The sequence below is a fragment of the Shewanella algidipiscicola genome (assembly GCF_900380485.1).
Classification (GTDB): Bacteria; Pseudomonadota; Gammaproteobacteria; order Enterobacterales; family Shewanellaceae; genus Shewanella; species Shewanella algidipiscicola.
The window spans coordinates 854,274-868,204 of sequence record NZ_OXJV01000001.1; the positions used below are offsets into that span (position 1 = coordinate 854,274).

Here is a 13,931-nt window from a genome sequence, read left to right on the forward strand (position 1 = left end):
AGACAAAGTATTATTTTTTAAGTTCTAGGTGTTAACAACCCATAACCTAGCCTTCTACTGTTAATTTAGCGCTTATCTTTTATGACTCACAGCAGCACGCGTAAAGTCATGCCAAATACCTGCACTGGCCGATGTTGACAACGCGTCTTAAGCCTTGGATATATCTTTAACCCCCCAATGCGGAAAGTGTTTACGCACTAAGGCATTCATCTCAAGTTCAAACTCGGAGATCGCACGCTTGTTGCCCTTAGCGGCATCAATCGCCTTGCGGATCATTCCGGCACCGACCGTCACATTGGTTAATCGGTCGATAATGATAAACGCCCCGGTATCACGGTTATCGTTATAGGCATCAAACTGCACCGGCTCTGTCAGTGAAAAATGGCAATTACCCATCTCATTAAGTGCTAACTGCTGCGCCGGATGTTGAGTCAAATTATTAATATCGACCTTATAATTAATCGCATCGGCAAAGCCGTATACCGACTTACTGCCGAGCTTAATAGCATATTCACGATCCACACACAGCGGCTCTTCGGTCATCCACACCACATCGGCTTCAAAATGTGCGCTTGAGCTGGGTTTGTCATGTGGACGCACCAACATATCGCCACGACTAATATCAATTTCATCGGTTAGGGTTAAGGTTACCGCTTGACCCGCCACGGCTTTGTCTAGCGCTCCGTCAAAAGTCACAATCGATTTGATGCAACTTTCTTTGCCAGAGGGCAAGGCGGCAATGGTGTCACCCACGCGAATGTCGCCCGACGCCAAGGTGCCGCAAAATCCCCTAAAGTCCAGATTAGGCCGATTGACATACTGCACTTGGAAACGAAATGAGTCGCTCTTATCCTGCTCAACCGACACAGTATTGAGCAGTTTGAGCAAGGTAGAGCCTGGGTACCAAGACATATGGCTGCTTTCATTGACCACGTTATCGCCTTTTAATGCCGAGATCGGCACAAAACGCACATCCGTAAACGCCAAGTCTTGGGTAAATTCACGGTAAGCTTTTTTAATGCCTTGATACACACTTTGGTCGTACCCCACGGCGTCCATCTTATTGATAGCAATGATCACGTGTTTAATGCCAAGCTGCGAGCAAATATAACTGTGGCGCCGCGTCTGCACCTGCACGCCGTGGCGAGCATCGATAAGAATAATGGCTAAGTCCGAAGTCGAGGCCCCGGTCGCCATATTGCGGGTATATTGCTCATGGCCTGGGGTGTCAGCAATGATGAACTTACGCTGCTCGGTGGCAAAATAGCGATAGGCCACGTCAATGGTGATCCCCTGCTCACGCTCAGATTGCAAACCATCGACCAGCAACGCCAGATCAAACGCATCGTCTGTGGTATTAAAACGCTTAGAGTCTTTTTCAATGGCCGCCATCTGATCTTCAAAAATCATCTTACTATCGAACAACAGGCGACCGATGAGGGTCGACTTACCGTCATCCACACTGCCACAGGTCAAGATACGCAACATATCTTTGTTTTCATGCAGCTTAAGATAGGATTCAATATCGGTTTGCAATAACGTCTGTTCTGTTGTCATGGTCTTTCTCATATTCTGTAGGTGAACGGCACACTTAAGGCATTTTTACGGTTGTGGAGCGGCAGCCTAAAAGTAGCCTTCCATCTTTTTCTTTTCCATCGAGCCGGCAGAGTCGTTGTCGATCACTCGCCCTTGGCGTTCCGAGGTGGTGCACAGCAACATCTCTTGAATGATTTCAGGCAAGGTGGTCGCATTCGACTCCACAGCGCCGGTGAGCGGGTAACAGCCTAACGTTCTAAAGCGCACCATTTTGTGCTCCACTATTTCACCGAGATCGAGTGCCATACGTTCATCATCAACCATGATCAGCGTGCCATCACGCTTCACCACAGGGCGAGGCTCGGCTAAATAAAGAGATGGAATATCAATGCCTTCAAGGTAAATGTATTGCCAGATATCTAACTCAGTCCAATTGGATAAGGGGAACACACGAATACTCTCGCCTTTATCGACTTTGCCATTGTAGATATTCCATAATTCGGGGCGTTGATTCTTAGGATCCCAGCGATGCTTACTGTCACGAAACGAGTAGACTCGCTCTTTAGCACGTGATTTCTCTTCATCACGACGAGCACCGCCAAAGGCCGCATCAAAGCCATGCATATCAAGTGCCTGCTTTAATCCTTCGGTTTTCATGATGTCGGTATGTTTGGCACTGCCGTGGGTAAAGGGAGAGATATTCATGGCTAATCCGCGCGGATTTTTATGCACTATCAAGTCGAAACCATACTTTTTCGCCATCAGATCACGAAATGCAATCATCTCTTTAAACTTCCAGTGAGTATCGATGTGCATTAAAGGAAACGGGATCTTACCGGGATAGAAGGCTTTACGGGCCAAATGCAGTAATACTGAAGAGTCTTTACCAACAGAATATAACATCACTGGGTTATCAAATTCTGCGGCCACTTCACGCATGATCTGAATCGATTCTGCTTCGAGTTGTTTCAAATGAGTTTGCGCTGTAGACATATCGGCTTCCGTATAATATTAATAATATCAATTGGCTAATTAGTGTTATCACCTATCCACAGGCTCGTTTATGCACAAGCAAAAAACACCGATAGGCTAACCAGATGATGGCATTGAGAAGATGATAACAGCACCAATATGTTTTAGAAGTTATAAATATTAATTTATCTATACCAAAAAGAAATAAGAAGTGCTAAAAGTGAAAGAGAGGAATGTAAACAACAGCAGAAAGGGCCAGAGAAGTGCGTGATATACCACCGTATCGACAGATGTAAAAGTATTCCTTAAGTTGCTGCACAGACCCAGACACTTAGCCCTCTAGCTCGCAATAAGGGGTTAGGTTTAACGAAGAGATTGTCATCAACATTAAATAGAAGCGAGAGGGCCATTCTTAATGGGTAACATCATCAGCTGACATGAAGCACACTGCCATAGCATATGCTAAAATTCAGCCTATTTCTGTTGATGTTAGCGCTCACAAACTCGCGACAAGCAGCGATAAAAGCATCATCGCCACCCGCTAGCCCTCATAGCGTTTGAGTCCCCAAGCCTGCACCATTTTAAGGGAAGCAAACGAGGTCGCGACTTAACAAGGAGTTAAGACGCGAGATAGAGATATCATTCGATTAACACAGCGTATTCATCGAGCGACTTATGCCCTCTTGCAGAAAGAAAACACAATAACGCTTCGGGGCTACGATTGAGTAAGCGCTCCATTGGAAATGCCACCGCCTCAATAATGTCTATCGCCTTATCAAAGCCCCCTAAGCTAAAAGCAACATGGGAGTCAGAGCCCATCACTAGGAGTCCTCCAGCCGCTTTTACCGCTCTGGCAATCTCAGTGCAGTTATTTACACTGCCTTTTCTGGATGTCAAAAAAGAGGAGTTATTGATCTCCAGCGCCACGTTATGGGCCGCAGCGGCCTCAGCGACACGCTTAATGTCAATGGGATAAGCCGGATTACCAGGATGGCTAATAATGTCGACATGACCACTTTCAATGGTGTTGAGCAGTGCCCGGGTGTGGGCCTCTTTAGTCGAAGGTGGGAAAACGGGCTCATGGAAACCTGCCAGTACGATATCCAGCTCTTGTAAATATTCACCAAAAAAGTCAATTTCACCCTGTTCGTTTTTGATATTGGCTTCGATACCGCGCAGCACACCAATACCATCAACCATCCTAGGTAACACGCGCATATTCACAAAGTGCCAAAAGTGCGGCGCATCGGCCATATCTGGGCCATGGTCGGTAATGGCAAACAGCTTAATGCCCTTTTCTTTCGCCACGCTAAGGTAATCGTGTATTGTGCTATAGGCGTGAGTGGAGGCGATGGTATGCGCATGAACATCAACGAGAAATTTCATGATAAGCCTCATTTCCTGAGTCGAAAAATTGCCTTCAAGTCTACTATTTTAACCCGCCTTTCTCCATGGTTTTTGTAAAAGCAAAACTTGAATTCAGATAATGAATACAGCACTCATGGAAGACGGTAATAGACAATCGACTGCCTGTTGGTGTTTGTTAGCTAACGATCCTTTCAGACACGTAAATAGATAATATGCATATGCACTCACTGTAACCTGTTTAAACCTATCCTCTGCAGTAAAGGAATTAATCTGAAGAGGGGAACGCTGAAATTGCTCAAAGTGTTTTATTAAACCGATTTAATTGATTAATAGGTGACCACGTAACGTATTGGTTATAATGAAATATTTTCAACAAACTCAATCCCTAAACTATGAATAGAGTCTGTTTTAATTTATTATTATTAACTATAAGACTTTAATTATTAATAACGTTTAATTTTATCACTATGGTAAATTACCTATGGAAATCTCGTCGTGGTTGCGCGGCGTTGTTTATGGCACTGCTTGCACTGTCGGGCTGTGCATCCACTCAAAATGAGCTTCCTCCCCCCGCTAAAATTATCCCATATTCATTGGGCCACCTGCCCAGCGACGTAAAAGTCGATGGACTCGATATGGTCGATATTCAGTTGGCGCTGAGCGATCGCAATTTGTACCTTGCCGATAATGGCAATATCAAGATGGTGTCTACAGCCCAATGTCCATTAGATATTTCGGCTCATCGAGGTGACTTTCGTTTACCAGAAAGTAGCGCCAGCGCAATCATCGAAGCCCTGAAGGATAACTATGATAGTGTTGAAATCGACGTCATGCAGCTAAAGGATGGCACCTGGGTTAATCATCACGACAGCCAAACTGGCCGAGCAACGGTGTATTACACTGGCGAGCGCCATAAACTTAAACAAATGAGTCGACAGCAATATGCCAATCTTAAGTTGCGCGATAAAAAGTCGAATACACTGTTAGATGTCCGTCCGATCACCGCTTACGAAGCATTTAATGCCTTTGCCATTTATCGTCGCAGCACTAAGCAGCAACTCAATGTTGAAATTAAATCCGCTGCGAATGGACACGATCTCGCCGAGTTAGATCATATGTTACGCCTCACCATTGGCCTTGGTGGATATTACTATTCGGCTGCAGATCTCGACGTTTTAGAAAAATTAAGAGGGATAAATCCCACCGTTTACCTCGGTTTTGTGCAAGGTGCCCATCCTAGTAGCGTAGAAAAACTGCGTAGTGATCTGCGCAAAGCGACACAAAACGATGCTTTCTATCAAGATAAGCAAAACCACCTAGAGCTAGCCGGTAAATATGGGACTAAACGGTACCGTTCACGCTATCAGAATTACGCCTCCTCTTCAGGCCTTAACAGCATCATTAAGCGCATCGGGCCCAATTCCGGTTTGCATCTTGATATTCGCAGTTATATGCAAAACCCCAGTGTAGTAACCAGCGCTAAGCGCTACGGTATGAAAGTGTACACTTACTCAATTAATGGCACTGACTATCATCAATCAAAGCTTAAAAGCTTATCCCGCACAAAACTGCCCGACGGGATCATTGTCGACAGCACGCCCTATCAAATTTGCCAAAAATTATTTAAAGGGGCGCAACCTAGCAAACGTTACCAACCGGTCAGCCTGACGGGGCAATACATCGCCTCACTGCCTATGGATGCTGACTTCGATCGCTTCAACGAAATGCTAGGATATCAGCAAGAGGGTTACTACATCTCATTAAACGACGGACTGAAAGCGATTGCTAACAACCAAACACCAGCGAAAACGACTCAGGCATCGACTAAGCATACTGCCCCATTAAGCAATCCCCATGCGTTTCCTACCATTGTCGATGAACCGCTGGAAACAAGCGTCAGTAAAACCATAATATTAACTCTACCAAGTAGTCACAATGACCGATAAAAAACACAGCCCATTTGCCACAGAGCTACTTAACACGGCCCCCACACAGAGCAAGATGGCGGCGGCAGAAGAACAGCTAAAAAAGGTGCAAAAAAAACTAGAATCAAAAGCGGTTAAACAACAAAAACAGCAAAAAATTGAGCAGCAGATAGCCAGCACAGGCCAACCATTTTGGTGGATGCTGCTTATGTTCATCTGCTCGGTACTCTATCTCTTTCCTGAAGCGGTATTTAACGCCGCCCTGACCGATATCGCTGGCGGACATAATTCGAGTGATGAAGAGCTAAGGGCAGTCGAACTGTTTGGTCGAACCATTAGTGGTATCGGCGTCACCTTACTGCTTGCCGATCTGCTTTTAAGGGGCAAAAAAGTCGCCAAGGTTGGCCGTGCACTCGGGTATTTTACTGTAATCGCTTTAATCGTCTGGCCGAGCGTATTCTTTGGACAAAAGTGGTTGGTGGATCATTTTATTATCGATGCCTCGACACCGGAAGAGCGTCAACAGGCGTATCTCTCTCAAGTATTGCGCAGTGCCTTAATCGAAAAGTCGATCCAATTTGAAGGTATTCAATACGATCCCGATAAAGCCCACAGTGGTACAGAAAAAGCCTTTTTGTCCGTATTTGGTGGGTTAGTCTATGCGGACGACAAGCTAATCAGTGAGCTATCACAAAAGAAACGCATGATTATGGAGAAGTTTGTCCGTGATAAAGCGATGTCAAACTTCGATAGCCATTACCAAAATTATGACCAGTTTCGCCAAACATTAAGAGACAAGTATCAGGCGTATGCCCAAGGGTCTGCCAAATATAATCAAACAATTGCAAGTTCACCTGAACGTGCAGATGAGTATTGGTTAGATGTCCAAAATCAAATTAAGCAAGGTTGGGAGAAATACCAACAAGGGGTCACCGCCTATGAAGCGCGGGTGGATTCGCGTGCCCAGCAGATCGCTCCTAAGATCTATGACTATTTTGAGCGCCGTAAAAAATGTGCCGATAGGGACAAGGGCCGCAGCCGTGACCGCTGTTTCGAGCGCCTACAAGATGGCTATGACCGCGAGATAAAAAAATACAGTATCCCCTATATCCCTCCTAATGACTGGCTCGTTCGAGAAGAGGTCTCTACGGCAGAAAACATAGGCAACTCTCTCATTGCCGGAGTGATGACCTTTGGGTTATATACCGCCTTGCAGGCGGCTGATGCAGTAACAGGTGGCGACGCTGGCTTTAAAGATCACCGCATGGTGTACACCAATGATGTAAATCACTATAAACGAGTGTTAATGATAAAAATGGAGCCTGACTTTATTAAAGAGTCAGGAGGCTATCCGTTAGGGATCGACTCGCTACACACCTTCAGAATACATGAATTAACAAGCGTTAAGGTCAATAACAAGCTACAGCAAAAGGGGTTAACTCTACCAACCTCCTGGTCGCTCACCGACCGCCGCACGTTCGATAATGCCGTAGCGAGAAAGGTTCGCCAGCAGGCCGATAGCCAGTGGCGTAACAAGATGCGCGCTAAGCACATAGATATGGCCCCTAACCTGAGCTGGACTCAGTTCCAACGCCACAGTGATATCCAGCTGCGTATTGCTAAACGTATGGGCGATCTCTATGTGCAGCCGACCCTAGCAGATTGGAATAATCGTCAATTTAAACAACACATAATTGACCCCAACATTCAACGTAAAACCACCGAGTACCTCAATGTTTTAGAGGCACAAAAAGCAGAGTTTGCTGACAGCGGAGCCTTTGAATCCACAGGTAAGTCTGCACTGCGAGCCACCATCATCCCTCCTATTTCGATGTCGATAAGCTTAGCGTTAGTGTTATTAACCGTACTCAAACTGCCAATGAAATTAATGGAACTGGTGCAAGCCAAACGGGCTACATCCGCCGAGAAGAAAAATAAGCCCTACATAAAACCGGCAATCACCATGATGTTATTGGCATCGATATTCATTGTGCCTATGTCAATAGGGGATAACGAGTACACCATGGATGACTCGGCCATGAACTACTTCTTCGACCAGATGGAGAAGCATGATTCAGCTAGTGTCTCATTCGCACTTAAATGGTTATTAGTAACCCAACCATTGGTACAACCTATCGGCTCCGCTATCGATAAAAATTTGGGGATCACCAAAGGCTTTTATGCTGTCAGCGATCCCCTTAATAAGTTTGATTTGGCCGTGTTACCTGAACACGAAATAACTCAAGTCGCGGCGAATGCCCACTCAGACAAGCTAGGTTTAAAGCTGCCTCTGACGATAAATACCAATGTCGCTAACGCTAAGATTTCTGTGATGAACATTAAGCCAGCATATAAAGCCGGCATGCTTTTAACGCCAGGCGGGTACGACATCAAAGTCAGTGCACCAGGCCATCAAGAAGTACGGCAATGGGTGTATTTAAAAACAGACCAAACCCAATTTACCATCAAACTTTAACCTGTGATCAATAGAGGCAATCACATGAGTCAGTTACAACAGTTTCAAGATTTTATTAGCAATAACGGCGAGAAACTCACCGGAGTGGATGTGCCGGTGATCTTGTCGGATGAACAAGCCAAACAAGCGCAACTGCATGTTACATTTGGCTGGAGAATTGAAATTGGCGTTAACGCCCATGACCATGGCAGTCGTCGCCCCGCGGGCGTTAACTGTGGCACCTCTTCGGATGCGAGTTATGAGGCCAATAAAGCAGCAAAAGAATATGTCAGTGGCAGAGACCCACTGTTCAATGAGCGCTTTATTAATATTTTGGGGCCTGATATATCACAAAACTTTCTAATCAAAAATACCCGCTTAAACTCAGCACCTAATACTTATGTCGGTCAAGATATGTGCAGTCGTTGTAGTGGCACCGGCTGTACAACTTGCCGTAGCTGCTATGGCAGTGGAAAATCGAACTGTTATTCCTGTAATGGTAGCGGTCGCAAGAGTGTGAGTAAGTATGACAGTTATAACGACCGAACCGTGTACACCACTGAGTCTTGCTCCTCATGCTATGGTAGCGGTAACAGTACTTGTTCAAGCTGTAATGGTACTGGTGATATCACCTGTAAAACATGTAATGGCGGGGGTTACCTCTATTACAGCTACACCATAGATGGTGAAGCTAAACGTAGTTCAAAATGGAAATATACCAGCAGCGACTACCATGAGTGGACTGGCGATTTTATCAAACGTACAGGGCTCAACCTTGTTCATGGACTTACCGATATTACAGAGGTCGATGTAGAAGGCGATCTTGATGGTTGCACCTTTGTTTACGCATTCACAGCCACCTTACCGACACTGCAATTTACCGCCAGCATAGATAAAGTAAACACCAAAATGTGCTTCGCAGGTAAACAAAACCTGACCCATGACGCAGGCGGCATCTACGATCCTGCCGTATGGCAAGTAGGCCAAAGACTCGGCGCAGGCAATAAAAGTCATGATGCAGATGCACTCGCGACACCCGCCATTAAAAACATTTTAGAAGCGGATGCGACCAAGAGTGATATAGCCCTGTTAAAGGAAAACTGGGTATCGACAGACATCAAAGATGCCGTGCTCGCTAATTATAACAGTCTAATAGAGCAGCTTAAAAAGCAAAGTGTTAAGGGGATCATCCCTAACATGCTGGGTCGTTTCGTTAAATATGGCTACTGGTTCCTTACCTTGGGCATCATCATCGCATTGCTGTTTCCACAGTTTGCCCATGAGACACAAATGAGAATGGGGATCATGGAATACCCTCAATGGGTTTTAGCCGTACTCACAGCAGACTTTGCCTTGTTTGGCATACATCCCTTGGCCAACTATGTCATGGTATTAGGATTATTTTATCTTAGTTATCAATTGATAAAGCGTTACTATTGGAAAAACATCGGCAAGGGAAAAACCTTAACCTTGGCATTAGGGGTCACACTACTTTTCCCCCATGTCGCTCTGAGCCTCTATTACAACACCTTAAACGCATTTCAACACCCACCACAGCTTATCGATGCGTTAACTGGCGGTGCGCTCTTTGCTGGCCTTTATCTATTAGTGCTTGGTGTCAGCAAACCTAAAAAGTGGTACTTAAAGCCTATTGGTTTAGTCGTCGCAGCGGCACTGTATATTGCGATACAATTTGCGATAGCCTTGCTAAATGGTGCATTTGGAGAGACAGCGGACCAAATTAAGTATCTCGAAGAACTTGGTCGACTCCTAACGTCTGCCTTGCTATTTATTCGCTATAATCTGGTTGAAATTTTATTGCTATCGCTTTTATTTGGCTATTTTTTGACTCGCCGACATTTTTGGAATAATGCCAAATCAAAAGTTGCAGATTACAACAGTCCTGTGCTGCTAAAATCGATGAATATGGAGCGCTAAGAAACTCACGTCTAATAAGTAATCCTAGCTACGCCGCCTCACCCCATGGGTTTTGGCGGCGTTTTACTTTTACTGCAACAAGCGCTATCCCACTGGCGCGCTCATATTGAACAACAATATGAGCGGTGAAATATCCAGATACGGTTATTTCCATAAGGTAATTAAAATCATCGAACACTCACTAATCAAATTACAAGCATACCGCAAGGGTTAACCATCAAGCTCAGGGGGGAATACACATCTTGTGCCTTAATTTAGGATCGGCAAAGACTGCAGCATTAAGGCATCGATAACACGCTTATCAGTGATCAATTTATCGATGGCACCCAAAAGTAATCAGCACTAACAATGCGCCTTTATATATGCTTGTAGGCTCATTGCCGTAGAATCTTTACTCGAGAGAGTGGGGACTTCTGCATTCATAGGCCAGGTTATGCCAATGTCTGCATCATTCCAAGCGATCGAAATTTCACTCTCAGGATGATAAAAGTTAGTGCATTTATAGACAAACTCCGCCTCGTCACTGATGACATAAAAACCGTGGGCGAACCCTTCAGGTACCCAGTGTTGCCGTTTATTGTCAGCCGATAGATATTCCCCTACCCATTGGCCAAACGTTGGTGAGCCTTTACGAATATCAACCGCGACATCGAACACCTCACCCGATATGACACGTACTAACTTTCCTTGAGTATTTTCAGTTTGGTAATGCAGACCACGCAAAATTCCTTTTTTGGACTTCGAATGGTTATCTTGCACAAAAGAAGTTGGTTTACCTGTGACTAACAGTTCAAATTTCTGTTGGTGCCAGCTTTCCATAAAGAAACCACGTTCATCACCAAATACCGTAGGCTCGATAATTTTCACATCTGGGATCGCTGTATCAATAACCTTCATAACGTAACTATCAACCTTTATATGCGTGTATATTGGTGTTAAGCACCTGTTTCCAGTCGCTCGCCTCGATACCGAAGTGCTGAGTAATTTTAGCCGTATCTAACATTGAATTAACTGGGCGCTTGGCTGGTGTGGGGTACTCTTGAGTGGGGATCGGAGTCAACTTGGGCTTGTTAGAGATAAGTGACTCATTGACCGCAATATCAAAAATAGCGTCAGCAAACTCATACCAACTCACATGCGGTAAACCTGAATAGTGATAAACCCCATATTCAATCGGCTCTTGCGTAGCAATCGCATCGGCGATGGTGAGCAGCGCACTGGCGATATCGCCGGCATACGTTGGGCCGCCAAACTGATCCCCCACTATGCTCAAACTGTCGCGCATGTCGGCTAGGCGAAGCATGGTTTTGACAAAGTTATTACCATGCTCACTAAACACCCAAGCGGTTCTCATAATGATATGTTTATCACACAACTGCATGACGGCACGCTCACCGGCAAGCTTACTCTCGCCATACACACTCTGTGGGGCTGGGCTGTCACTTTCTTGATAAAGCCCCTGTTTATCGCCAGCAAACACATAATCGGTGGAAATATGTAATAAGGTTGCGCCTATCTGTTGCGCCGCTAACGCTATAAACTTAGGGCCATCACTATTGATGGCAAACGCTAACTCAACCTCATCTTCGGCTTTATCGACCGCAGTGTAAGCCGCGGCATTAATAATAATATCGGGGGCATTAGCCAATATAAACGCCGCTACCGCGCTGTTATCGGTAATATCTAAGGTATCTCTGTCGGCGGCAATCACCACCATAGCGTCACGTTGAGCAAGCAACCTTGTTAGACTGCGACCGACTTGGCCATTACAGCCAGTAACCAGTATTTTCATCTATGAAACTACCTGTTTTTCTCTGTAACGAGCCGAGTAAGATACTGGCCATATTCGTTTTTCATCATAGGCTTAGCAATGTTTAACACCTGCTCTCTCGTCAGCCAGCCATTACGCCAAGCGATCTCTTCTAAACACGCCACTTTAAGTGCTTAAACACTCTCAATACGTTACATAAAAGACGACTCTTAACGCCCCACCCTTTGTTCATAACCATTTCAAACGTAAGGGTGTGATGGGTATATTGTATCGCTTTTTTTATTGCATGAAAAAAAATGCTGGCATGCCGGAATAAAAACACAACTTGGACAATAACTCAAAAAACGCTTGATAATGGCAAACGGCATAATACTAAAAACTCATACTAACAACTCCCCAATAAGAAGAAACGATAGCTTTCTTTCATCATAGGGAGATTTAGCCAGGCCAATGCAATTTAAATTTAATTACTGTTTTTCTTTCAACGTATAAAGCTTAATATAATCAATCTGAACCAAATAAATCGCGAGTATATACTTTATCGGCAACATCATTTAGTTCATCAACCATACGGTTTGACACGATAACATCTGCAATTTTCTTAAACTCATTGACATTCTTTATTACTTTTGAATTAAAGAACTCAGTATTTTCAAGCACGGGTTCATATACCACGACCTCGATGCCTTTAGCTTTAATACGCTTCATAATACCTTGAATTGAAGAGGCTCTAAAGTTATCGGAACCACTCTTCATGATTAAGCGATAAATCCCCACTGTGGTAGGGTTGCGCTTTATGATTGCGTCAGCGATAAAATCTTTACGGGTAGTGTTAGCATCCACAATTGCACCGATAAGGCAATTAGGCACATCAGCATAGTTTGCTCGTAACTGTTTAGTATCTTTAGGTAAGCAATACCCACCATAACCAAATGAAGGATTATTGTAATGGTTTCCAATTCTTGGATCTAAACCTACACCTTCTATAATTTGTCTTGCATTTAACCCATGACTCTCTGCATAGGTATCCAGTTCATTGAAGTAAGCGACACGCATAGCTAAATAGGTATTTGAAAATAGCTTAACAGCTTCAGCTTCAGTGGAATCTGTTAATAGAACCGGAATATCATGTTTAACAGCTGCTTGAGTTAGTAAAGATGCAAACACTTCCGCACGGGGTGAACGTTCACCTACGATCACTCTAGAAGGATGGAGGTTATCGTACAAGGCTTTACCTTCACGTAAAAACTCAGGAGAAAAAATAATATTGTCGCAGGAAAACTTAACTCGAGCACTCTCGGTGTAACCGACAGGAACAGTCGACTTGATAATGATAATAGCATTTGAATTTATTGTTAATACATCTTTAATCACAGATTCGACTGAGCTAGTATTAAAGTAGTTTGTTTCAGGATCATAATCTGTTGGTGTTGCTACAATAACATAAGAAGCATTTGTATAAGCGAATTGCTTGTCACTCGTCGCGGTCAGATTTAATGATTTAGTCGCCAAATAATACTCAATCTCACTGTCAGCGATTGGCGATTTCTTATCATTGATTAGCGCGATCTTTTCTTCAATAATATCAACAGCAACAACCTCATTATGTTGCGCTAATAGTACGGCGTTAGACAAGCCAACATAACCTGTGCCAGCAATAGCAATTTTCATTTTAAAACCTTCCCAAAAAATATGCGCGTACGTTACCATCTCAAAAGCAAAAAGTCTCGGCTATGTTGCACAAAACAGTCGTTGCATAGGCACTTTGATGTTGAGAAATTAACTGGTTTCTCCCCCCCTTTTACCCGCTAAAGACTTAAAATATAACGGCCTCTTTTATGAGAAAAAGCATCCACTATCCCGTCAACTATTAGGGCCTGTTGATCTTTGCTGGTTGAATGTTGTTCGAGACAAAAACGTGTTAATCGAGGCGAGTGGATTGCAGTCTAGTCATCTAAGCAAAATT

At 44.2% G+C, this 13,931-nt stretch carries 9 protein-coding genes and 1 pseudogene; 3 read left to right on the forward strand and 7 right to left on the reverse strand.

The genetic code is table 11. The features are described 5' to 3' along the window. Nucleotides 1-147: 147 nt before the first annotated feature. The 3 genes from cysN to DN599_RS03875 form a co-directional block, all read right to left on the reverse strand. On the reverse strand, nucleotides 148-1,557 hold the full coding sequence (gene cysN / locus DN599_RS03865) for a sulfate adenylyltransferase subunit CysN (RefSeq protein WP_110456303.1): 1,410 nt from the start codon (nucleotides 1,555-1,557) through the stop codon (nucleotides 148-150). A 66-nt stretch (nucleotides 1,558-1,623) separates the two neighbouring features. Further along, the gene (gene cysD, locus DN599_RS03870) at nucleotides 1,624-2,529 is read right to left on the reverse strand and encodes a sulfate adenylyltransferase subunit CysD (RefSeq protein WP_110456304.1); all 906 of its coding nucleotides are present in this window, start codon (nucleotides 2,527-2,529) and stop codon (nucleotides 1,624-1,626) included. Nucleotides 2,530-3,147: 618 nt separating this feature from the next. Continuing rightward, nucleotides 3,148-3,894, reverse strand: a complete 747-nt coding sequence (locus DN599_RS03875; protein ID WP_110456305.1) for a phosphatase — start codon at nucleotides 3,892-3,894, stop codon at nucleotides 3,148-3,150. Nucleotides 3,895-4,391: 497 nt separating this feature from the next. Here DN599_RS03875 and DN599_RS03880 point away from each other — a divergent pair, with 497 nt between their 5' ends. The 3 genes from DN599_RS03880 to DN599_RS03890 are packed head-to-tail and all read left to right on the forward strand — an operon-like array spanning nucleotide 4,392 to nucleotide 10,194. Further along, complete coding sequence (locus DN599_RS03880) at nucleotides 4,392-5,822, forward strand: glycerophosphodiester phosphodiesterase (protein WP_239473216.1); 1,431 nt, start codon at nucleotides 4,392-4,394, stop codon at nucleotides 5,820-5,822. Then, nucleotides 5,812-8,277 (forward strand): peptidase associated/transthyretin-like domain-containing protein, encoded by a 2,466-nt coding sequence (locus DN599_RS03885; protein WP_110456307.1) that lies wholly within the window; start codon nucleotides 5,812-5,814, stop codon nucleotides 8,275-8,277. Before DN599_RS03880 ends, DN599_RS03885 begins: the two co-directional genes overlap by 11 nt. Nucleotides 8,278-8,301: 24 nt before the next feature. Next, complete coding sequence (locus tag DN599_RS03890; protein ID WP_110456308.1) at nucleotides 8,302-10,194, forward strand: DnaJ-like cysteine-rich domain-containing protein; 1,893 nt, start codon at nucleotides 8,302-8,304, stop codon at nucleotides 10,192-10,194. Between the two features lie 342 nt (nucleotides 10,195-10,536). On the opposite strand, the gene rfbC is transcribed toward DN599_RS03890, so the two are convergent. The 4 genes and pseudogenes from rfbC to DN599_RS03910 form a co-directional block, all read right to left on the reverse strand. Beyond that, nucleotides 10,537-11,091 carry a dTDP-4-dehydrorhamnose 3,5-epimerase gene (rfbC, locus tag DN599_RS03895; RefSeq protein ID WP_110456309.1) on the reverse strand — a complete coding sequence of 185 codons (555 nt, stop codon included), beginning with the start codon at nucleotides 11,089-11,091 and terminating at the stop codon, nucleotides 10,537-10,539. Between the two features lie 10 nt (nucleotides 11,092-11,101). Then, the gene (rfbD, locus tag DN599_RS03900) at nucleotides 11,102-11,986 is read right to left on the reverse strand and encodes a dTDP-4-dehydrorhamnose reductase (protein ID WP_110456310.1); all 885 of its coding nucleotides are present in this window, start codon (nucleotides 11,984-11,986) and stop codon (nucleotides 11,102-11,104) included. Nucleotides 11,987-11,994: 8 nt separating this feature from the next. Beyond that, a pseudogene (locus DN599_RS18835) lies at nucleotides 11,995-12,135 on the reverse strand (glucose-1-phosphate thymidylyltransferase); the annotation flags it as partial. A gap of 334 nt (nucleotides 12,136-12,469) precedes the next feature. Continuing rightward, the gene (locus DN599_RS03910) at nucleotides 12,470-13,636 is read right to left on the reverse strand and encodes a nucleotide sugar dehydrogenase (RefSeq protein ID WP_110456311.1); all 1,167 of its coding nucleotides are present in this window, start codon (nucleotides 13,634-13,636) and stop codon (nucleotides 12,470-12,472) included. Nucleotides 13,637-13,931: the final 295 nt, after the last annotated feature.

Bases quoted from the DNA above. Each gene is read 5' to 3' on its own strand.
- cysN (WP_110456303.1), bottom strand. From the start codon at position 1,557: ATGACAACAGAACAGACGTTATTGCAAACCGATATTGAATCCTATCTT.
- cysD (WP_110456304.1), bottom strand. From the start codon at position 2,529: ATGTCTACAGCGCAAACTCATTTGAAACAACTCGAAGCAGAATCGATT.
- DN599_RS03875 (WP_110456305.1), bottom strand. From the start codon at position 3,894: ATGAAATTTCTCGTTGATGTTCATGCGCATACCATCGCCTCCACTCAC.
- DN599_RS03880 (WP_239473216.1), top strand. From the start codon at position 4,392: ATGGCACTGCTTGCACTGTCGGGCTGTGCATCCACTCAAAATGAGCTT.
- DN599_RS03885 (WP_110456307.1), top strand. From the start codon at position 5,812: ATGACCGATAAAAAACACAGCCCATTTGCCACAGAGCTACTTAACACG.
- DN599_RS03890 (WP_110456308.1), top strand. From the start codon at position 8,302: ATGAGTCAGTTACAACAGTTTCAAGATTTTATTAGCAATAACGGCGAG.
- rfbC (WP_110456309.1), bottom strand. From the start codon at position 11,091: ATGAAGGTTATTGATACAGCGATCCCAGATGTGAAAATTATCGAGCCT.
- rfbD (WP_110456310.1), bottom strand. From the start codon at position 11,986: ATGAAAATACTGGTTACTGGCTGTAATGGCCAAGTCGGTCGCAGTCTA.
- DN599_RS03910 (WP_110456311.1), bottom strand. From the start codon at position 13,636: ATGAAAATTGCTATTGCTGGCACAGGTTATGTTGGCTTGTCTAACGCC.